16 protein-coding genes are annotated in these 20,481 nt (G+C 45.7%); 8 read left to right on the top strand and 8 right to left on the bottom strand.

Annotation, left to right across the window (positions count from 1 at the left end; genetic code table 11):
- Positions 1–36 precede the first annotated feature (36 nt).
- The 7 genes from B9G69_RS13130 to B9G69_RS13160 all read right to left on the bottom strand — a co-directional run bounded on the left by B9G69_RS13130 (position 37) and on the right by B9G69_RS13160 (position 10,478).
- Positions 37–3,183: a S8 family serine peptidase gene (locus B9G69_RS13130; RefSeq protein ID WP_088617326.1), complete on the bottom strand. Its 3,147-nt coding sequence runs from the start codon at positions 3,181–3,183 to the stop codon at positions 37–39.
- Between the two features lie 205 nt (positions 3,184–3,388).
- Positions 3,389–3,862, bottom strand: a complete 474-nt coding sequence (locus B9G69_RS13135) for a hypothetical protein (protein WP_088617327.1) — start codon at positions 3,860–3,862, stop codon at positions 3,389–3,391.
- Positions 3,863–4,044: 182 nt separating this feature from the next.
- On the bottom strand, positions 4,045–4,689 hold the full coding sequence (locus B9G69_RS13140; RefSeq protein WP_265437779.1) for a substrate-binding periplasmic protein: 645 nt from the start codon (positions 4,687–4,689) through the stop codon (positions 4,045–4,047).
- A 109-nt stretch (positions 4,690–4,798) separates the two neighbouring features.
- Positions 4,799–5,443: a ligase-associated DNA damage response endonuclease PdeM gene (gene pdeM, locus B9G69_RS13145; protein ID WP_088617329.1), complete on the bottom strand. Its 645-nt coding sequence runs from the start codon at positions 5,441–5,443 to the stop codon at positions 4,799–4,801.
- Entirely contained in the window at positions 5,412–7,862 is a 2,451-nt protein-coding gene (locus B9G69_RS13150; RefSeq protein ID WP_265437780.1) for a ligase-associated DNA damage response DEXH box helicase, read from the bottom strand. The genes pdeM and B9G69_RS13150 overlap by 32 nt, the downstream gene beginning before the upstream one ends.
- Entirely contained in the window at positions 7,849–9,474 is a 1,626-nt protein-coding gene (locus B9G69_RS13155; RefSeq protein WP_088614499.1) for an ATP-dependent DNA ligase, read from the bottom strand. The genes B9G69_RS13150 and B9G69_RS13155 overlap by 14 nt, the downstream gene beginning before the upstream one ends.
- Complete coding sequence (locus B9G69_RS13160) at positions 9,471–10,478, bottom strand: ligase-associated DNA damage response exonuclease (protein WP_217897662.1); 1,008 nt, start codon at positions 10,476–10,478, stop codon at positions 9,471–9,473. The genes B9G69_RS13155 and B9G69_RS13160 overlap by 4 nt, the downstream gene beginning before the upstream one ends.
- A 114-nt stretch (positions 10,479–10,592) precedes the next feature.
- Here B9G69_RS13160 and B9G69_RS13165 point away from each other — a divergent pair, with 114 nt between their 5' ends.
- The 5 genes from B9G69_RS13165 (at position 10,593) to B9G69_RS13185 (ending at position 13,746) form a co-directional block, all read left to right on the top strand.
- A complete protein-coding gene (locus B9G69_RS13165; protein ID WP_088614500.1) occupies positions 10,593–11,072 on the top strand; it encodes a DUF421 domain-containing protein in 480 nt (159 codons plus the stop codon).
- Entirely contained in the window at positions 11,059–11,625 is a 567-nt protein-coding gene (locus tag B9G69_RS13170; RefSeq protein ID WP_088614501.1) for a cysteine hydrolase family protein, read from the top strand. The genes B9G69_RS13165 and B9G69_RS13170 overlap by 14 nt, the downstream gene beginning before the upstream one ends.
- A gap of 111 nt (positions 11,626–11,736) precedes the next feature.
- On the top strand, positions 11,737–12,315 hold the full coding sequence (locus tag B9G69_RS13175) for an SRPBCC family protein (RefSeq protein WP_088614502.1): 579 nt from the start codon (positions 11,737–11,739) through the stop codon (positions 12,313–12,315).
- Positions 12,316–12,328: 13 nt separating this feature from the next.
- Positions 12,329–13,504, top strand: a complete 1,176-nt coding sequence (locus B9G69_RS13180) for a zinc-dependent alcohol dehydrogenase (RefSeq protein ID WP_088614503.1) — start codon at positions 12,329–12,331, stop codon at positions 13,502–13,504.
- 56 nt (positions 13,505–13,560) lie between these two features.
- Entirely contained in the window at positions 13,561–13,746 is a 186-nt protein-coding gene (locus tag B9G69_RS13185) for a hypothetical protein (RefSeq protein WP_088614504.1), read from the top strand.
- 12 nt (positions 13,747–13,758) lie between these two features.
- Here B9G69_RS13185 and B9G69_RS13190 read toward each other — a convergent pair whose 3' ends face one another.
- Positions 13,759–15,126, bottom strand: a complete 1,368-nt coding sequence (locus B9G69_RS13190) for an SH3 domain-containing protein (protein WP_254916760.1) — start codon at positions 15,124–15,126, stop codon at positions 13,759–13,761.
- 241 nt (positions 15,127–15,367) lie between these two features.
- Between B9G69_RS13190 and B9G69_RS13195 the strand changes: the two genes are divergently transcribed.
- The 3 genes from B9G69_RS13195 (at position 15,368) to icmF (ending at position 20,358) form a co-directional block, all read left to right on the top strand.
- Entirely contained in the window at positions 15,368–16,228 is an 861-nt protein-coding gene (locus B9G69_RS13195; protein ID WP_088614505.1) for a 3-hydroxybutyryl-CoA dehydrogenase, read from the top strand.
- 12 nt (positions 16,229–16,240) lie between these two features.
- A complete protein-coding gene (locus B9G69_RS13200; RefSeq protein WP_088614506.1) occupies positions 16,241–17,041 on the top strand; it encodes an enoyl-CoA hydratase/isomerase family protein in 801 nt (266 codons plus the stop codon).
- Between the two features lie 77 nt (positions 17,042–17,118).
- Positions 17,119–20,358 (top strand): fused isobutyryl-CoA mutase/GTPase IcmF, encoded by a 3,240-nt coding sequence (icmF, locus tag B9G69_RS13205; protein WP_088617079.1) that lies wholly within the window; start codon positions 17,119–17,121, stop codon positions 20,356–20,358.
- Positions 20,359–20,481 lie beyond the last annotated feature (123 nt).

Raw genomic sequence — 20,481 nt, forward strand, 5'->3', positions numbered from 1 at the left:
AGAAATAAAAAAGCGGGTTCAATGACCCGCTTTTTTTTATTTCTCGTAAGTCGCCTGAATCGTTTGTGACTGCGCATCTTCGATCAAAGTATCTCTGACCGATTTATTTTGCGGAGTATAGATAACAAGGTCCGATGTTCCATAACCCTTTTTAAGGCTGACGGTGGCTTGAGACTGACCAGAGAGTTCAATCACCTCTGGAGTGTCGACATAGGCCTGTCCCTGGTCTCCTAAAGACACTAGAGACCACGTCAGTTCATCACCCAAGTAGTCATCGTACTCAACCGAACTGAAATCGTTATGAGTTGTGGAAATCTTAATTCTAAGCTCCCCCGTATCAGATACTTGCAGAAACGAGGTATCCGCTGTGATGATTGCTAACGTTGAGTTGTCGAATGTGGCCATAGGGAGCATATCAACCACGGCACCGCCATAGTTTTCTGTCACAGTTTCGCCCCGGGAAATAGCCGCCTCATAGCCTTTGCGAATTTCGCGGGCTTTGTTTGCATTTAATAGCATCGTCATAAATTGATCTGCCGGAAACCCTGGCAAGTCAGAAGCCATCATACCTGACATTTCTTGATCGGCCAGGCCATCGCCATTGCTGTCGATTTGAACGTTCACTTCGCAGCGATGCCAAGTCGTCATGCCTTCATAAAGTTTCAATCCCACTTGGAGATAGCGTTTACCATCTTGACCTGTAATCACACGGTAACCTGCAGATTGAAGATCGCAGTTTTTGTTATGGGTAGAATCTGGTTTCGCATCCTTTTTACGAGCGTCTTTGCCTAAAAGATTAAATAGGTACGCTTCACCCTTATTAATGCTCTTATTCACTAATTTCAGTTCGGCGACGCTTCCTGCGGCGTCGTCAGCTGATGTTGATAACACTTTTAGCGAAGTGGCTTCTATTCGTGAAATCTGACGAGCAACGACCAAGGCGGGAATTTGTAACAAAGATTCTGCACCTTGATTAAAGTTTAAAAAACCATCCAATTCCTCATTTGCAGATTTCATGGCAGAACCAATCACCTTGGCTGTCACAGTCAAAGTTTTACTTTGACCCGGTTCTAAGCTTACAGCGGGTACTGACACTTGCAGTGCTGAAGAGCCTTTCCACAGGGGAGTCAACGTGACTGCTTCATCTGAGATGTTCTTCATCGTGATATTGATCGCCAGTGTCTTTTGGTTTTCGATATCCGTTAAGCCAAATGATAAAGTTGAAGGCGTCGTGATGACTTGAGCTTTCAAGCTTTCGGCTACTTGCACACGACCGGCACCCTGACGGCTGACGGAATATTGTTTTCTCTCTTTATCAGAGATCACTTTGCCATGACCTAAAAGAACGGACTTCAGTTGAAGCGGCGAAAGTTCTGGGAACTTTTGCTTTAAAAGACCCATAACACCAGCGATATGAGGGCCTGCCATCGAGGTTCCCGACATCGAAGCACCTTTATCACCGGAACCACGAGCTGCTGAAATAATATTTGTACCGGGGGCTGCGATCTCTGGCTTAATCAGACCGTCATCGGAACGCGGTCCACGAGAGGAAAACGGGGAAATTGTGTCGGCCATGTAGCTCTTATCCACTCGAGCGCTCGGTTTTAAATTCACCAACACAGAGCTCGCTGCCAGCATTGCTTTCACTTTGGCACCGGAGTCTTGGGAGATCATGACAGCAGGGATGCTGAACTTTGTTTCGCCAGCCATGACCATCGTGTCGCCTGGAGCATTATTCGCAACGATAACACCGATAGCACCTGCATCCTGGGCTCGCTTGATTTTATCAGAGAATGACACCACTCCTCGGTCCATCAATGCAATTTTGCCTTGGATCTGTGCGGCCGTCGTCCCATCAAAATCTTTATCGGCAAGGCCTACGAATAGAACTTCACCTTGAGCTTCTTTAAGTTCTGCCAAAGGTTTTGAAGTTTGGGCTTCAGTGAATTCCGCCAAAAATTTTTTGTCCCCTGTGCTAAACTCAGCGCCCGCTGCGGAAATGTTTTGAACCATGTTATCGATGCTTGATGCAACCGAGATAGCGTCATCGGAAATACCTGGCGCACCGACGATATACGCGGAATCACCCGAGTTGCCTCCGGATGCGACAACGACGGTACCGCCACGAACCAGATTTTTGATCGCGTGATTGTACATGATATGGGGATTACCATAGTTAGAACCTAAGGATAGATTCACAACATCCAATTGCTTTTCAAAACTAAGATCACAGGTAGGATCCGCCGCATATTCTAGCGCCGCAATCACCACTTCATCGCTGGTGCCACCTTTCGCGCCAAAGACTTTGATCGCATAAAGGGATGCATCAGGAGCGACACCATCGTAGGTGTTAATGCCATCACCAAGACCAGCCACGGTCCCAGCAACGTGAGTTCCGTGAGTGGCTTCATCCAAAGGATTCACATCGGGCACCGGTATGCGAGCCTTTACGTTGGGAGAGCTCGGGGAATATTCACTCCCCACTAAGTCGATACCACCTACAACTTTATCATTTGGAAAAGCTGATGTTGGCGTCGAGGGATTGATGGCCTTGTAAGTATCTGGGGATCCATTGCCGCCCAGCATTTTATGAGTGTAGTCGATCCCCGTATCGATGACCCCGATACGCATCCCTTGGCCACGAATATTTTGAGCGTAGGCGGCCTCAGCACCGATGAATTTCACCGATGTTTTATCCGTGACCATACCGGTCTTGTTAAATTCTAACTCCTCGTCCTGAAGGCGTGCGAACTGACCTGATTTTTCAGACAAAATCACATTGGGAATGCTTTTAATCTTACCCAATGTGTCTGCAGGGGCCCAAACCACCAATCCATTCAATACCAAGCGATAGCGGATCAGGACACGGATATCGGGAGAAATCTTTTTTAGTTCTGCAATGGTCTGTTCTTGTTCCTCGGAAATAGCTTCCGCTTGTTGAGGCATCAATTGGGGTTTACCGTTTTTCAGTTTTGCTGTTTCCAATAACGCGGGAACAGTCAATTTGATGATGAAAATTTCAGGCTCTTCCACTGTGGGACGAGTGCTATACAAACCGTCTAAAAGAGCTGATTTAAAGATCGGAGCATCGGGCTGGGTAGGGCCGCAACCCCCTAAAACCAGAAGTGAAATCAAAAGAGTTGAAAAATATCTCTGTTGTGTATTCAAATTTAACAGGTTCATCCGGGGCCCCTAACGTTCCAAGTGTCATATAGACACCGTCATCCAAAAAACTGATATTTCCGTTCTGGGGTATTCCAATATTCGTGCCGGGAAAAATGCCTCCATTTTGCGCTGATTTGCACGGCGTACATTATGGGTCTTGCTACTAAGCAAAAAAAAGCCTCGGGGAGACCGAGGCTTTTTAGAGTTGAGTATAAGGGGAGTCTTATTTCCAAGGGCACTCAAGCGTCGCTTGGCCATCAACCAAAGTGATGTTGTCATCTTGGTTATACGCTGCAAGCTCGCCCGCGGCCGTGAATACCACTCCGTAAGGATTGTCACCAGGATAGGATTTCGCTTCGATAAACACGGCTCCTGTTGTTTTAGAAGTCATCGTAACCAAGTAAAGGTCGTTGTATTTCTGATCGCCTGTTGTGAAAAGCGCCTTGATTTGTTGGAAAGACAACGGTTCCGTGACGTATTCAACTTGGATCAAGTGAGCGTTGATCATGCGCACTTGTTCAGCGGTAAGGCTTTGCGCCTTATTCACGTGGATGAAAGTTTCGGAAAAAGCTTTTTCGTAAGCCTCAGGGTCATCGGAAGTTTGCAAAGCACAAAGTTCCATTTTTTTAGAAAAGTCGGCTGCAAAAGCCGTCGTCGAAGTCATCAAAAGTGCAAAAGCCAGAAGCATATTTTTCATTTAAATATCCTTTTCGTTCTTACTTCGGAGGGGCCGAAGTTTAAGACAGTTTTTGTATGAGCAAGGATTTATCGTGGCCCCAGATATACGTACAGTGTATTAACGGTAAGATATAATGCATAAAATGAATAGCTGAGTGAGTCCCTAAGCAGCCGGGCGGGTTTACTTGTAGTAATAAGAGCTCAGGATTTTAGCCAACGTTCCACTTCGATGAAGGGCCGCGATAGCTCGATTGACGTCTTCGATTTTAAGTTTCGACTTTTTTGAAACGTCAAGCCGGGAAATAGGTATTCATAATAGGCGAACTCCAGATTCGACATCACGATATAATTGATGCGGCCTTTTAAAAGCTTATGGATGTTGGCCAGGTTATTGGGACCATCCTCGCGCTTGATTGTTCCAGCCTTAAACATTGGATCGAGGCCCGTGTAAATGAAGTTCAGCACCACGCCCACAGGCTCGTAATAGATGTCTTTAATGGATTGGATCGCGTGGTCTTTCGAAAACACTAAGACATTCGCGCTTCGATAAAGTTTGGCACTCCACCAGACGTCATCTTTGATCTTGGGCTGCAAAACTTCACTTAAGTGGCAAATCAAGTCGACACGACCGGAAGTTAACGCGGAACTCACACGGCGTTTTGGAACTAAAAACCATTTCGGTGTTGTTTTTAGTTCTTTCGCAATAGCTTCGCCCAGATCTTTTAGAATCCCTGAGGTGAGTTCTGAATTTCCACTTTCGTTTTTGATTTGCACCAGCGGCATCGCATAGTCCATGTTCACGCCAAAGACAATCGGTGGCAGCTCTTTAGCAAAAGAACTACTCACCAAAAAGGTCACAAGGGTGAGGACAACTGCATAAATCATTTCCTCAGCATAACCAAGGAGCCCAAGAAGTCATACAAAATTGCAGCAATTATTCTAAATTCTTTTGGCTTTAATCGATTTCGAAAACATCGCCGTCACCTACAGCAAAGATTCTTTTGCTCTCGGATCGTTTCACAACATACCCACCGGTCATCGTGCCAAACGCCGGTATGGTCAGGCAGTTTTTTTCTAAAACAAAGCAGGGGCGCTTCATGCGCAAGGGACCCAGTTGCAGGGAGACAAGGGGGTGAGTATGACCCTGGATTTGAAAAAGCTCAGATTGCGCATTTTTGTGACCGTGAGTGAGTAAAAACGGACCCATTTGTATTTCATCTTCCACAAGGTGAAATGGCATAGCCCTTAAAATTTCATGGGAGCCTTTTTCATGATTTCCTAACAACAGGGTCCAGTGCACATGGTTGTGAGAATAGAAAAAGTCATGAAGGTCGTTTGCCACGAACTCACTTAAGGAATAGCGATTGTGAATCCAATCTCCCAAGATCACTACTTTTTTGATGGCATAGCGGTGAATTAATCCAGATAAACGGTTTAAATCATCCTTGTGTCCACCGGAGGGCATAGGGACACCCGCTGCTTGATAGCTCTCAGCTTTTCCTAGATGCAGATCCGAAAGTCCCAACAGATGCTCTGCATGCCATAAAAAAGCCCGTTCAGGCAAAAGTTCAATGTCTTGCTGAGCTGCCTGAATGATCATTTTTCTTTTCCCATGATTTTTTAAGTCGTGCGATTTTAGATTCTAAACTTTCATTGGAAAGATTTCCGACAGCAATACTTTCAACCACCAACGGGAATGAAAGGGGAGACGGAGATTCCAGTTCAATCCACTCCGTTTTCATTTTGCTCATTCGTTGCAAAGTCCTGCGTATACGTCCGCTTTCCAGCGAGTTTGCCAAGACTTCATCAAAGCTTTGGCGAATCAATAAATTCCCAGGTTCATGTTTTTTAAAAACTTCATATAAGAGAGAGGCGCTGACCTGCATTTGTCGACCCGTTTTTGGAGACCCGGGATAGCCCACGAACACCAATCCTGCAATTTGTGCGATCTCTTTAAACTGTCGTTGGCTTAATTGACCGATTTGCAAACTCTGGCCGATCTCTTCGACCAAGTCGTGATCCGAAAAGAAATCATCATCAAAAAGATTTTTAAAATCATAATCTTCGGGACCGACCATTTCAAAACCGTAGTCATTCAGGGAAAATGAAAAGGTGGTGGGTTGTCGCTGAGCGAACCGATAGCCCCAAAGCTGTGCCAGTCCCTCGTGAACCGAGCGCCCCTCAAAAGGATACACGAAAAGGTGCGAGCCCCTTTTTGATTGCCAAGTTTCGATTAATAATGTGTCGGACGAAGGGAGTACTGACATTTCACTTTGAGTTCCCAGCAGAGGTTTTAAAAACCTATCCAGACCGGGGTGCTTTTCTCCCAAGACCTCGCGGAAAACCTGTCCCAGCGTTTCTGAGATAGGAAATCGTCCGCCATCCCAGGAAGGTACTGTGTTTGTAGGTGCCTTACTGGACTTCACAAAGGCAGTCATGTCTTTTAAAAGTACGAACTCCAATTTCTTTCCTGCGAATTGGAAAACGTCGCCTTTTTTAAGTTTCGAAATAAAGCTTTCCTCGACCGAGCCAATGCGTGTGCGGTTGGTATAGGAGACTTGAACGGACTGTCGGGATACGATGGTGCCGATGCTCATGCGGTGCAATTTTTCTACGCGGGGATCGGCCGGGCGATACTTTCCAGATTCTTCGTCCATGACCAGCTTATGAAACTGCGGATAGGACTGCAACGTTTCCCCACCTAAGGTTAAAAAGCGGCGGCACCAGTTCAGTTCTTCTTGAGTGATTTCAGAAAACGAAAAAGTTTCTTTTAGAGATAACTGCAATTCATCCATTCTTAAACCGGGCCCGCAGGCCAGGGTCATCATATGTTGTAACAACACATCCAGTGGTTTTTTTAAAGGTCGGCGTGGTTCCGTCAGTTTTTCGTTCACTGCTTTTTTTACGGCTTCAAGCTCTAGAATTTCCCAGGAGTTGGTGGGCACAAAAAGCAAACGGCTTTTTCCGCCGGGACGGTGGGCCGAGCGACCTGCTCTTTGAATCATTCGTGCGACCATTTTTGGTGAGCCAATTTGCACAACACGCTCGACGGGCTGGAAGTCGACACCTAAATCCAAAGACGAAGTACAGACGACCCATTTTAGATCGCCGTTTTTGACGCCTTCTTCCACAGCTTCTCGTTCTTCTTTTTCTAAAGAGCTGTGATGCAATGCCATGAATTCTTCCATATCTGGCTTTGCTTGCAGTAAGGCTTCAAACCAGCGCTCGGCCTGGGATCTGGTATTGGTAAAGATCAAAGTGGAAACTTCGGGATCAAGGACTTCCAGCAAAGATTCTTTCAACGCAAATCCCAAGTGTCCCGCCCAAGGGAAGCGATCGACCTTCTCGGGAAGTAGACACTCTAAATCAAGCTTCCGATCCGAACCTCCTGAAATAATAGTGGGTTCTTGCGCTCGTCCGACAGCCACTCTGGCAGCTTCTTCAAGATTGCCGATGGAAGCGGAAAGCGCCCAAGTTTGCAATTCGGGATTTATGGAGCGTAAATAGGAAAGTGAAAGTTCACAAAGACTTCCGCGCTTACTCGACATCAATTCATGCCACTCGTCTAAGATCACGACTTGTAGGTTCTTAAAATAGTCCTCGGCATCGGGTTGTGAAATCATCACAGCTAAGGATTCCGGGGTGGTTAACATCATATCCGGAGGCTTGGTAAGCTGGCGTTTCTTTTTCGCGAATGTAGTGTCACCCGTGCGTGAAACCACTTCGATGGGCCAATTCATTTTTTGAATGGGTTCTTGAATGGCAGTTTCCAGGTCCCTCGCCAAAGCACGAAGGGGAGTGAGGTAAAGGGCTTTAAGACCCCGTCGGGGCTCTGCCATCATTTTTGCGAGGGGCCCCATGATGGCAGCATAAGTTTTACCTGAGCCGGTTGGAACATGGAGTAACCCTGACTCTCCTGCAAGATAAGACTTCCAGGCTTGTTCTTGAAAGGGAAAAGGTTTCCATTTTTTTGCCGCAAAAAAATCGTGAATTGGTTTTAAACTTTTAGGGTTCGCCATTAACTGCCTTTAATAACTCTTGTGCGGAATCCAAGGTGTCAGCATCCTCGACCTTTTTGTCTTTACGCCAACGCAAGATGCGCGGAAATCTGACAGCGATTCCTGATTTATGTCGCGTGGAGGGACCAATGCCTTCGAAGCCAATTTCAAATACGTGCTCTGGCGTCACTGAGCGGACGGGGCCGAATTTTTCCTTGGTGTGTCGACGAATCCACGCATCCAGTTCATCGATCTCCTTCTGATCAAGTCCCGAATAAGCTTTGGCAAAAGGAATGAGTTCTTTATTTTCGTTCCATAAAGCAAACGTGTAGTCGGTGTAAAGGTTCGAGCGACGTCCCGTACCCGATTGTGCGTACAGCAATACCGCATCCAGAGTTAAGGGATCGACTTTATACTTCCACCAGTTGCCGGTTTTTCTGCCCACAGAATAAATCCCAGCCCACCATTTAATCATCAGACCTTCAGAATCTTTATCTCGGGCGCTGTTACGAAGTTCGTTTAAATGTTCTAAAGATGTGGCTTCAACCACAGGGGATATTCTAACTTGTGAACTTTTGATTTTACTTAATAATTTGCCCAGGCTTTTTTTTCGCTCGCGCAAAGTTTCTTGACGGATGTCTTGCCCGTTAATTTCCAAGCAATCATATCCCATAAATCCTGCTGGGAACTCTTTCAGCATTTGCGCGGATACTTTTTTTCTGCCCAGGCGGCGTTGCAAAGCTTGAAATGAAGAAATGCGCTCATCCTTAAAGACTAAAATCTCTCCGTCAATAACACTGCCCTCGGGAAGGTCACTGAATATTTCGGCCAGTTCAGGGAACGTGGCCGTGATGTCTTCCTCGCCGCGGGACCATATCCATGTTTGGCTTTCGCGGCGTATGACTTGGGCACGAATACCATCATATTTCCATTCAATGCACCACTCTGAGGGGTCAAAGTTTTTTTCACTGCGCTCATTCCAAGGATGTGCCAAGCAAAAAGGATACGGTTGGCTAAAGCTGACCGCGACCGTATCTTGGGACACGATTTTTTCAAAGGCTTCGGCGCCGGATTCTAAAGAGCCTGACATGCGATGGGCTATTTGATCTGTAGGAACGTCATAGACTTCGGAAAGCGCACGAATGACCAATTTCTCACTCACACCGACGCGAAAGGCGCCGGTGATTAATTTATTTACGATGTAAACTTCTTGGGTGGTGAGCTTTTTCCAAATCTTTAAAAGTCGATCTGCCTGTTCGACTTCATCTTTGATTTTAGCTAGATTTGGAATTTCTTCCTCCATCCACTCAGACAGGGATTTATGATGGGGGAGCGCAACTTCGCGACATAATTTAAGCGAGTGCGCTAACAGACTTAAAGTTTCGGCGGAGTCCCCCACGTGGTCCCGACATTCAGCCCACAACCACTCAGGATAATGAGTACTGGCCAGAAAAAGCGAATTCAAAGTTCGGGAGGTGATGGTTCGGCGAGATAGCTTTCCAGTCAGAAGAATTAAAGTCCACATCGAATCTTCAGGGCTTGCGTGCTCAAAGTATTTTCTAAGAGCCGCCACCTTTTCATTGGTTGAGGTGGTCGAGTCAAGCTCTTCATAAAGTTCTGCAAACTCCTTCATGAAGCCTCCTCTTCGGCTTCATATTCGGTGTGGAATAATTTAACCGTGGTTCCTTGTTCTTCAAGGTGTCGTTGCAAAACATCAGTACGACCATGAGTTAAATAAACGGTGGAGGCTTTTGTTTCCGTGATCGTTTGATTAAGTTCGTTCCAATCAGCATGGTCAGAAAGTACGAATCCTTTTTCATACCCTTTTCGACGGCGCGTCCCGCGCACCGCCATCCAGCCTGATGCGAAGGCTGTCTGTGGTTCTTTAAATCGTTTCATCCACGGGGATCGATGTGCAGATGGTGGTGCTAGAATCAGGTCGCCTTTAAAACTATGACCTTTTTCAAAATCCTGAACAGAAGCTGTGGGAAGCATTTTAATTCCGGCATCGCGATAAATTTGGGTCAGTGATTCCATAGCGCCATGAAGGTACACCGTGCGATCCGTGAACCTGGTAAGCTCTGCTAAAATCCTTTGTGCCTTCCCCAAAGCATAACAGAAAATCAACGAGGGCCGATCTTGATCGCCCTGCCACCAATTATAAATTTTCTGGGCTGTGACTTCACCGGAGTCCCATTGGTAAACAGGCAATGCAAATGTGGCTTCAGAAATAAACGTGTCACACGGAACAACTTCGAAGGGGTCGCAGGATGGATCGGGTGTGCGTTTGTAATCCCCCGAGGCCACCCAGACTTGGTCTTTGTATTCAATTCGAACTTGCGACGATCCCAAGATATGACCGGCGGGATGAAAGCTCACCCACGTATTTCCCATTTTAAATTTCTGACCGAATTTATAGGGAGTGACTGGTAAATCTGCTCCCAGCCGCAAGTTTAAAATCGGAATGGATTTTTCTGTGGCATGGTACTCCTTGGAACCCCAACGGGCGTGATCGGAATGCCCGTGAGTGATCAAAGCTTTATCAACCGGGCGCCAAGGATCGATATAAAAGCCGCCTGGTTCACAGTAAAGTCCTTCATTTGTGGCTCTTACGAGTTCTGTATTCTTCGCCATCATGTCGAACACTATACTTTAATATGGAGTAAAATTCCGTATGTGAGATCACACATCTAAAAGGTTCGGGGTCGACAATATCTCAATGGTGGCTATTTTGGAAAGCAGGTGGTGCTGATGTGGGGACTAGAACATCCTTGGTATGAGTATATAGTAAGAGCTGTGATCATCTATGCATCCGTGTTTTTTTTAATACGGGTCATGGGTAAGAAACAAATTGGCGAGATGGGGCCCTTCGATCTGGTATTGCTCTTGATTATCAGTGAATCCGTCAGTTCAGGGATCACTGGCGGAGATAACTCTTTAAGTGCCGCATTAATTTGCGCAGCCACATTCGTGGTGGGAAATTACTTCATAGATTTTCTTGGATTCAAATCTAAGAAAGTTGAAAAGCTGTTAGAAGGTGAACCGAAAAGAATCATTCATAAAGGACAACTCGATTTTGAAATCTGCCGACGCGAATTCATCACCTTAGATGAAATTGCCTCCTGTCTTAGAGAGCATGGAATCAAGGATATCAAAGAAGTTGATTTTGCGACCTTAGAAACGAATGGAAAAATCACTGTCGTTAAAGAGGCAGCAAATGCAGCCAAATAAAATCAAAGCTCATCATGGTAAGGCACTGCTGATCGTGGATATGATCAATAGTTTTGATTTTCCCGACGGTAAAAAACTTGTTTCCTATGCCTTGCCCGCAGCGAAAAAAATCCAGGCCCTTAAGAAAAAAGCCATGGAAAAAGGTGTTCCGATAATTTATGTGAACGATAATTTTGGGTTGTGGAGATCCAATTGGCAGCAAGTCTATGACCACTGTGCGGCTCCCGAAAGTCTCGGCAGGGAAATCTGTTCTTTGTTAAAGCCCTCGGAAAAAGACTATTTTATTTTAAAGCCTCGACATTCGGCTTTCTATAACACCAATTTGCCGACCCTTTTGGATGAACTGGGCACTAAAGAATTAATAATTACGGGGGCAGCGGGAAATATCTGCGTATTATTCACGGTGAATGACGCCTATATGCAAGACTATAAAGTTCACGTTCCCTCTGATTGCATCGCTTCGAACACCTCCACCGAAAATAACTTCGCCCTAAAGCAGATGAAGAATATTATGAAGGTGAAAGTTTCTAGTTCTAAGTACCTCGTTTTTTAACGCTCCGAAAGTCTTGAATCCACAAGGTATTGTGTACTAAATCAAAATACACAATTCGGAATTCAATTATTCTCTAATTCCTTTCAGACTGCACGGGATAGGAGATGACTTATGGAAAATGAATTTCAAAGATCCACGGAAAATAAATCAAAAAAAACCAATCCCTTTCGTCTAACTAAAATCGGAAATCCCGAAGACGGCAAAGTTCCTCACTGCACGACGATCAATAAATCAGTTGAAGAGGTGGCCGCACTTGTTGGGGATGTCTCTAATCTTCCACAATTCTTTGAAGGTTTGGAGAAGGTTGAAATGGAGGGGCTGCGAGCTTCTTGGCAATTTCGCAAGGCCAGTGAAAGCTCCAGTTTATCTATGAGACTTACAGAGGACCGTACCGCGCGTTCTTGGACTTGGGAGGCGGATGACTCTGCAGGATTTGATTATTCCATCGTTATTAAGCTTGATAAAGCGCAAGCCAATCGCGGCACCATTGTTCAAATGAAAGTGGAGTACGATAACAAATTCACCGGGGCCTTAGCTGCTTTTGAAAAAATCTTTGGCGGTAAAGATGCGGATACGACAGCAAAAGTAAATTTGCAAAGACTGAAAGCTTTCTGCGAAACCGGAAGCGTGCCAACCATCGAAGGCCAACCAAGTGGTCGTGAAGAAGATTCTAAAGAATTAAAACATTAATAAGGAGTTTTTTATGAAAGCACTATGTTGGGAAGGCCGCCAAGAGGTTGCCGTCCGCACGGTCAGTATGCCGCGAATCTTAAGACCTGATGACGTTGTTATTAAAATTACGACGGCCGCTATCTGTGGCTCGGATCTTCACTTGTATAATGGTTACGTTCCGACCATGCAAAAGGGAGATATCTTAGGTCATGAGAACATGGGTGAAGTTGTAGAAGTGGGACCCGCAGTAAAAAAAATGAAGGTCGGCGATAAGATTGTTGTCGCGTTCGATATTGGGTGTGGAAAATGTTACCACTGCGAAAACCAAGATTATTCCGTTTGTGACAATTCTAACCCCAATCGATACATGGCTGATGCTATGTATGGTTACGGTGGCGCTGCGGCGTTTGGATACTCCCATCTGTATGGGGGATATGCTGGGGGACAAGCAGAATACCTGCGCGTGCCTTATGCGGATACAAACGCCATCGTTGTTCCTAAGGATATTCCCGACGAAAAAGTGCTATTCCTAAGTGACATCTTGCCCACGGCTTATATGGCAGCCGAGAACTGCAACATCAAACGCGGTGACACAGTCGCTATTTGGGGTGCAGGCCCCGTGGGTCAGTTGGCGATTCGTTGTGCCTTTATGTTGGGTGCTGAACGAGTGATTTCTATTGATCATTTCAATGATCGTTTGAAACTAGCCGAGTCAGCAGGTGCGGAAACAATAAATTTCGAAGACGTGAAAGATGGAATCTTGGATGAAATCAAATTCCGCACCGGTGGCGTGGGTCCTGATTCTTGCTTGGATGCTGTCGGATTGGAAGCCCACGGCTCTTCCGTAACAGCCGTTATGGATCGTACCAAAGCTGCGGTGGGACTTGCCACAGACAGACCCGATGCGCTTCGCCAGGCGATCATGGCGTGTCGTAAATCGGGTTCGATTTCTGTGCCCGGTGTCTATGCGGGCTTTTTAGATAAATTTCCATTCGGAGCAGCCTTTGCCAAAGGTTTGAAATTTGGGATGGGCCAAACGCATACCCAAAGATATATGGCGCCACTTTTGGAACGTATTCTTAAAGGCGAAATCAATCCGGAAGAGATCATCAGTCATCGCATTCGTATTGATGAGGGCCCTGAGGCCTACAAGAACTTTAATTTCAACAAAGACGAATACCGCAAAGTCGTTATTAAAATGCATTAAAAGAGCTGCAGCGGCTCCTCGGGGGGCCGCTGCCACATTAACTTGAGGAGTGTTGTATGGGAAGCGGTCAAAATAATAAACCAGCAGGTTTGGATCGAATGATCGGCGAAGACAAAGGCGACAATGGCATGAAGAAAAAAACTCCCAACGACATGGAAGGTCTTAAAGAGGGGCAGTACTCCGGCGTCGTTGATCCAACCAAGAATAATCAACGCGATCCCAATTATAAACAGGGAAAATAACCACCAAAAAATTTATTTTTTTAAAACTGTCCAATGAGTTGAATCACTCAGTGAACTCATCAGTTTGATCTTTGATGAACCCGTATCCACGTTAATGATTATTTGCGTAGGGGAAACCGCCTCGATTTGCGTCAGGCGTAGTAATTTTGGGTTTCTGTGAATGGAAGCCTCTATGGCATCTGCAACGATTTCCCAACGGATGAAGGGCTCAAAGCTTTGTCCCAAGTTCGTGGATTTGTAAGAACCCACAAACCACTGACCTTTAGGATGAATGTAAACCGGGTAGTTTTGCTTTCCGAATTGAGGAATCTGTTTCCAAGTTAGGCCGTCCTCCGTCGTGTAAATACCTTCGGCAGAGACAATCCCCCGCACCGAGGATTTGTTTTCAAAAGCGATCGAGTAAATTTCTCGCTTCATCAATTCATCCGTCGTAATTGTGTTTTTGTCAGCGACGGGAGTTATTTCATGGGAAACCGAATTGCGCTTCCACCAAACTTCGCCATGACCATCCACTTTGCTTAATGCCCAGATGTTGGCTTCAGGCTTTGTGATTTCCACCCTTGAAAGCAATTGGGGGCCGCCCGGTGTTGCGCGAATGACCACTCCGCGAGTGCTACTGGTGACGTAACCTAAAGATCGTTGCAAAGGGATTTGCGCACGTTGCGCGGAAACCAAGTATTCTCCATTTCGATGAGTAATGGGAATCCATTTATTATCAACGAAAGCCAAATTTGAAAAGTCCGCACGGGAAGCAAAGTGATTCACATCTACAAAGCCCACCATGTTGTTAAAGGAAATTTTCATAAAGCCTTTTTCAAAACCTAAAGGCTGAACACGGCTTAAGCGGGGAACTGTGGTAATCACTTTTGCAAAACTATGAGCTTCACCACGTAAATACGTATCCATGATGTTCACAAAAACGCCGACATCATCGTGGCGATTTTTTAGCATTGATAGTGGAACCCATCCGGTAACTTTGTCTTTGTAAGTTCGAACGCGCGCCCAGTAATCATCAGTTTCTAAAATCTCAACCGTCGCACCTGCATTTAAAACTTTAATGGCTCCGGAATCATTGCGATTCAACGACAAAAGCTGGCAGGCAGAGTTGGTATCAACTAGTTTTGCAACTTGGATATCTTTCAGAATTTGTTTGGCTTCGAGTTCGTATTCTCGACGATCCCATCGAACACGGTAAGTGCTTTCGATTTGCGTGGAAATGAGTCTGCTTTCCAGAATCGTTCGACTCGCCTGGCCAGAGGAGAAAGGACTCTCTTTTGTTCGGTAAAATGAAATGGCCGCACTCGCATCGGTCGCTAAAGCCGCGTAAGCAGAAGAGGCTGCAAAAAAAATAGGAAGAACGGACAAAATTATCGAGTGCATTCCTTATTGTGCTGCTCCATGGAGTCTCCTCTCAAGACCAGAACTTTTGACCCCAGGTCTAAAGTAAAGTACCTAAAAATGGCAGGAATTGTTGAAAATAGTCCATCTGACTTCGTTGTCGGAACTTTCCCTCTTGGGGCTTACGTAAAGTAACGCCTCACTGCGGAAATGTCTCCCTGCCTTGCACCTGGACCATTTTGAACAATTCAGTTTTACGAAGGATTTTAACACGGAGTGGTATATGGATATCAAATTGATCGGTATTGTGGGCGCGGGACAAATGGGGAACGGGATTGCTCAAGTGGCAGCAAACTTCGGTTTCAACGTCGTCATGATGGACGTGAGCGGCGCTTCTCTTGAAAAAGGTATGGCGACAATTTCTGGTAGTTGTGATCGCTTGATCAAAAAGGCGACAATGACTGAAGCAGATAAAGCGGCCCTATTGGGTCGTATCAAGACAACTCAAGAAACTGCAGGCCTTAAAGATTGCGATATCGTGATTGAAGCTGCGACAGAAAACATTGATCTTAAGCTTAAAATTTTCAAAGACTTAGACAACACAGTTAAACAAGGTGCTTTACTGGTTTCCAACACGTCTTCAATCTCAATCACTAAAATCGCGGCTGTAACAAAGCGTCCTGACAAAGTGGCTGGTATGCACTTCATGAATCCAGTTCCTTTGATGAAACTTGTTGAAGGCATTCGTGGTTTACAAACTTCGGATGAAACTTTCAAAACAGTGAAAGCTTTGGCAGAAAAAATGGATAAAGTTTTCGTCGAAAGCGTGAAAGACATGCCAGGCTTTATCGTAAACCGCATCTTAATGCCAATGATCAATGAAGCTGTTTACACTTTGCATGAAGGTATCGCTTCCGTGGAAAGCATCGACTCCGCTATGAAGTTGGGTACTAACCAACCTATGGGGCCTTTGACATTGGCAGACTTTATCGGTCTGGACACATGCCTGGCGATCATGAACGTTCTTCATGAGGGTCTGGGTGATTCTAAATACCGCCCATGTCCACTTCTTGTGAAATACGTTGAAGCAGGTTGGATGGGTCGTAAATCGGGTCGTGGTTTCTACGACTACTCTCAAAAATAGGATTTAAATACTATGGCAGGTTTTAGTTATAAAACACTTCTTCTAGAGCAAAAAGCAAATGGCGTTTGGTTGTTAACGATCAACCGTCCGGAAGCTTTGAATGCTTTGAATTCCACCGTTCTTGAGGAAATGGGCGAAGCTCTTCGTCAAATCGGCGAAATGCCGTATGTTGATGCAAGAGCACTTGTAATCACGGGTTCTGGCGAAAAAGCTTTCGTTGCTGGTGCTGACATCAAAGAGATCAACGCCTTGGATGAAGAAAAAGGCATGATCTTCGCACAACGTGGTCAATCCGTTTTTCACGAACTCACTCTTTTAAAAATTCCTGTGATCGCAGCCGTTAATGGATTTGCCTTGGGCGGCGGTTTGGAGTTGGCTCTGGGGTGCGATTTTATTTATGCGTCTGAAAATGCGAAATTCGGTTTGCCAGAAGTGAGCCTTGGATTGATCCCAGGTTTCGGCGGCACTGTTCGAATGGCTCGTGCTATCGGTCAACGGAAAGCACGTGAACTGACTTACACAGGCAACATGATCACAGCTCCAGAAGCTTTATCGTACGGCCTTGTGAACAAAGTGGTTCCCCAAGCTGAGTTGATGGCAACGGTCATGAAAACTGTTGAAGCCATCTTGTCTAAAGCTCCGATTGCAGTTGGTATGGCGAAACGCTCGATCAACCAAGGCTGGGATTTGGATGTTGAAGAAGCGATGAAAAACGAAGCAGGAATCTTCGCCGAACTTTTCAACACAGAAGACGTTAAAGAAGGCACGGGTGCCTTTATCGAAAAACGGAAAGCAGCTTTTAAAGGGCAATAGCTTTTCTCACTCCGGCTCCGCCGGAGTCGTTCTTATCGGCGGGGTGAAAATCCTTGCTGATGTTACATAAGGTTTTTATGGCATACACTCCAAAGCATCCAGTTAGAATTGTCACGGCCGCAGCATTGTTCGACGGTCACGACGCCAGCATCAATATCATGCGCCGTATTTTACAAGATATGGGAGCAGAGGTCATCCATTTGGGCCACAACCGTTCCGTCAGCGATGTGGTGAAAGCCGTTTTGCAAGAAGGGGCGCAAGGCGTGTGCATCAGCTCTTATCAGGGCGGTCACATGGAATACTTCAAATACATGCGTGATCTTTTGAACGAAGCAGGGGCGGGCTACGTACAAATCTATGGCGGTGGCGGCGGAGTTATCGTTTACGACGAAAAGAAAGAACTTGAAGCCTATGGTATTTCCCAAATCTTCCATCCAGACGACGGTCGTCGTTTAGGTCTGGAAGGCATGATCGAGATGATCGTAAAAGGTTGCGACTTCGATCTTTTAGAAAAACAAAAAGAGTTTAAAACTAAAAAGAACATCTTTTCAGGGGACACGGTTCCATCTGTAGAGCTTGGCGTTGCATTAACCGCTATTGAAAACGGCAGCAAAGATGTTTCTTTGTCTTCTTATGGTCTTGATTCATTCAAGGCTAAGCAAGCTCCGTTGGTTTTGGGTATCACAGGTACGGGTGGTGCCGGTAAGTCGTCTTTGATCGACGAATTGGTTCAACGTTACTTGAATGCTTATCCTGATAAAAAAATCGCGGTTGTCTGCGTGGACCCATCGAAACGTAAAACCGGCGGTTCCTTGTTAGGTGACCGTATTCGTATGAACTCTTTGTCTCGCACAAAGGTTTTCATGCGTTCTGTGGCTTCGCGTGGGTCAGGCCGTGAGATCGCATCAAGCCTCCCGGAAATCTTGAAATTCGTTCGTCAACTTGATTTTGATTTCATCATCGCTGAAACCTCCGGTATCGGTCAGGGCAATATGGCGATCACTGAAGTTTCCGACATTTCTATGTACGTAATGACTTCTGATTTCGGTGCTCAGTCGCAGTTGGAAAAAATCGACATGATCGACTTTGCGGATTTGATTGCCGTGAATAAAGCCGACCGTCGTGGTGCTTTGGATGCTCTTCGTGATGTGTCTAAGCAATATAGACGCTCTCGCAAGATTTTCGATAATTCCGTCGAGGTCCCGGTTTATTTAACTCAAGCGTCTCAATTCAATGATGGCGGCGTTAATAAATTATTCTTTAGAATCGCTGACGTTTTAGAAGAAAAACAACCGGGTCGCTGGTTGGTGGATCCTGCGTTCCGCGCAAACATTTTGTCTGCAGAGGAACACGGAATCATTTCAGCAGATCGTCAAAGCTATTTGGCAGAAATCGTATCCACGGTTCAAAAATACAAAAAACGCACAGAAGCTTTGGCGGAAGAGGCTTCTAAACTTGGCAGTCTTCAAAAGCTGGCTCCGATGCTTGGAACTTCTGCTGAAACAGTTCAGAAAGTTCAAGCGCAGCTTGAGTCTGAATTCACAGCCGAAGAATTAGATTCTTTAAAAAACTTTGATAAGTTGATCGAACGTTACTCTGGTGACGAACTTGTATTCCAAGTTCGTGACAAAGAACTTCGTCAAACTTTAACCCGTGAATCTTTAAGCGGAACTAAAATCCGCCGCGTGGTCGTTCCTAAAATGAAGGACTGGGGTGATAGATTCCGTTACTTGAAACTTGAAAACGTTCCTGGTGAATTTCCATTCACAGGGGGAGTATTCCCACTAAAACGCGCGGATGAAGATCCTAAGCGTATGTTCGCAGGTGAAGGCACTCCAGAAAGAACAAACCGTCGTTTCCATTACCTGACTAAAGGTGAAACGGCTCATCGTCTGTCGACGGCCTTTGACTCTGTGACTTTGTACGGACAAGATCCTGATCAACGCCCGGATATTTTTGGTAAAGTCGGGGAGTCCGGTGTCAGTATCTGTACATTGAATGATATGAAAAAGCTTTTTGCAGGCTTTGATCTTATCAATCCAAATACTTCAGTTTCTATGACGATTAACGGTCCAGCACCAATGATTTTGGCCTTCTATTTTAATACTGCGATTGATCAGCAAGTTGAAAAGAAGGAAAAGGAACTGGGTCGCAAGGTCTCTCCTGAAGAATACAACGACATCGCTCTTTGGACGCTTCAACAAGTGCGCGGCACAGTTCAAGCGGATATCTTGAAGGAAGACCAAGGGCAAAACACGTGTATTTTCTCGATCAACTTTGCTTTGAAGATGATGGGGGATATTGCGGAATACTTTGTGAAGCAAAAAATCCGTAACTTCTATTCTGTTTCCATCTCCGGTTATCACATCGCAGAGGCGGGTGCGAATCCGATCTCTCAACTGGCGTTTACTCTTTCAAACGGTTTCACGTTCGTTGAGTACTACTTGTCCCGTGGTTTGAAGGTTGATGACTTTGCGCCGAACTTGTCGTTCTTTTTCTCAAACGGTCTAGATCCTGAATACTCCGTATTGGGCCGCGTGGCTCGTCGTATTTGGGCGGTGGCGATGCGCGACCTGTACAAGGCGAATGATCGCTCTCAAAAATTGAAATACCACATCCAAACATCAGGTCGTTCACTGCATGCTCAAGAAATTGACTTCAATGACATCCGTACAACGTTGCAGGCGTTGCTTGCGATCTATGATAACTGCAACAGCTTGCATACGAACGCCTACGATGAAGCGATCACGACCCCGACCGAGGAATCTGTTCGTCGTGCAATGGCCATCCAAATGATCATCAACCGCGAGTTCGGTATGACCATGAATGAAAACCCAATGCAGGGATCTTATTTCATGGATGAGTTGACGGACTTGGTTGAGGAAGCGGTTCTAAATGAATTCAAAAAGATCAGCGAGCGCGGCGGCGTGTTGGGGGCGATGGAAACTCAATACCAACGCTCTAAGATTCAAGAGGAATCATTGTACTATGAGCGCTTAAAACATGATGGCACATTGCCAATCATCGGTGTGAACACGTTCATCGATCCAAAAACCATGGCGGCGGACTATGTTCCTCCAAAAATTGAGCTAGCTCGTGCATCTTACGAAGAAAAAAACCAACAGCTTGATAACGTTCATAAATACCATGAAGATCACAAGACCGAAGGTGAAGCCGCATTGAAAGAACTGAAAAACACCGTCCTTAACGGCGGCAACATCTTTGCTTCATTGATGAAGGCCGCAAAATACTGCAGTCTTTACCAAATGACGACGGCCCTCTACGAAGTCGGCGGCCAATACCGAAGAAACCTTTAGGTAACAGTTTCCTTTTTGTACTGCTCTGCAGAACCGATGCGGTTCTGCAGGCAGCCAAAAGGTACGGCCTTACTTACTCCATCCAAAAGGGAGTCGCAAGACTCCCTTATTTATTTCTGACAA

The sequence above is a fragment of the Bdellovibrio sp. SKB1291214 genome, from assembly GCF_002209355.2.
Lineage (GTDB): Bacteria > Bdellovibrionota > Bdellovibrionia > Bdellovibrionales > Bdellovibrionaceae > Bdellovibrio.

What these genes read in the sequence shown, in the direction of transcription:
- B9G69_RS13155 (WP_088614499.1), bottom strand. Translation starts at nt 9,474, where the DNA reads ATGAAGGAGTTTGCAGAACTTTATGAAGAGCTTGACTCGACCACCTCA.
- pdeM (WP_088617329.1), bottom strand. Translation starts at nt 5,443, where the DNA reads ATGATCATTCAGGCAGCTCAGCAAGACATTGAACTTTTGCCTGAACGG.
- B9G69_RS13130 (WP_088617326.1), bottom strand. Translation starts at nt 3,183, where the DNA reads ATGAACCTGTTAAATTTGAATACACAACAGAGATATTTTTCAACTCTT.
- icmF (WP_088617079.1), top strand. Translation starts at nt 17,119, where the DNA reads ATGGCATACACTCCAAAGCATCCAGTTAGAATTGTCACGGCCGCAGCA.
- B9G69_RS13190 (WP_254916760.1), bottom strand. Translation starts at nt 15,126, where the DNA reads ATGCACTCGATAATTTTGTCCGTTCTTCCTATTTTTTTTGCAGCCTCT.
- B9G69_RS13195 (WP_088614505.1), top strand. Translation starts at nt 15,368, where the DNA reads ATGGATATCAAATTGATCGGTATTGTGGGCGCGGGACAAATGGGGAAC.
- B9G69_RS13160 (WP_217897662.1), bottom strand. Translation starts at nt 10,478, where the DNA reads ATGATGGCGAAGAATACAGAACTCGTAAGAGCCACAAATGAAGGACTT.
- B9G69_RS13175 (WP_088614502.1), top strand. Translation starts at nt 11,737, where the DNA reads ATGGAAAATGAATTTCAAAGATCCACGGAAAATAAATCAAAAAAAACC.
- B9G69_RS13185 (WP_088614504.1), top strand. Translation starts at nt 13,561, where the DNA reads ATGGGAAGCGGTCAAAATAATAAACCAGCAGGTTTGGATCGAATGATC.
- B9G69_RS13180 (WP_088614503.1), top strand. Translation starts at nt 12,329, where the DNA reads ATGAAAGCACTATGTTGGGAAGGCCGCCAAGAGGTTGCCGTCCGCACG.
- B9G69_RS13165 (WP_088614500.1), top strand. Translation starts at nt 10,593, where the DNA reads ATGTGGGGACTAGAACATCCTTGGTATGAGTATATAGTAAGAGCTGTG.
- B9G69_RS13135 (WP_088617327.1), bottom strand. Translation starts at nt 3,862, where the DNA reads ATGAAAAATATGCTTCTGGCTTTTGCACTTTTGATGACTTCGACGACG.
- B9G69_RS13170 (WP_088614501.1), top strand. Translation starts at nt 11,059, where the DNA reads ATGCAGCCAAATAAAATCAAAGCTCATCATGGTAAGGCACTGCTGATC.
- B9G69_RS13200 (WP_088614506.1), top strand. Translation starts at nt 16,241, where the DNA reads ATGGCAGGTTTTAGTTATAAAACACTTCTTCTAGAGCAAAAAGCAAAT.
- B9G69_RS13150 (WP_265437780.1), bottom strand. Translation starts at nt 7,862, where the DNA reads ATGGCGAACCCTAAAAGTTTAAAACCAATTCACGATTTTTTTGCGGCA.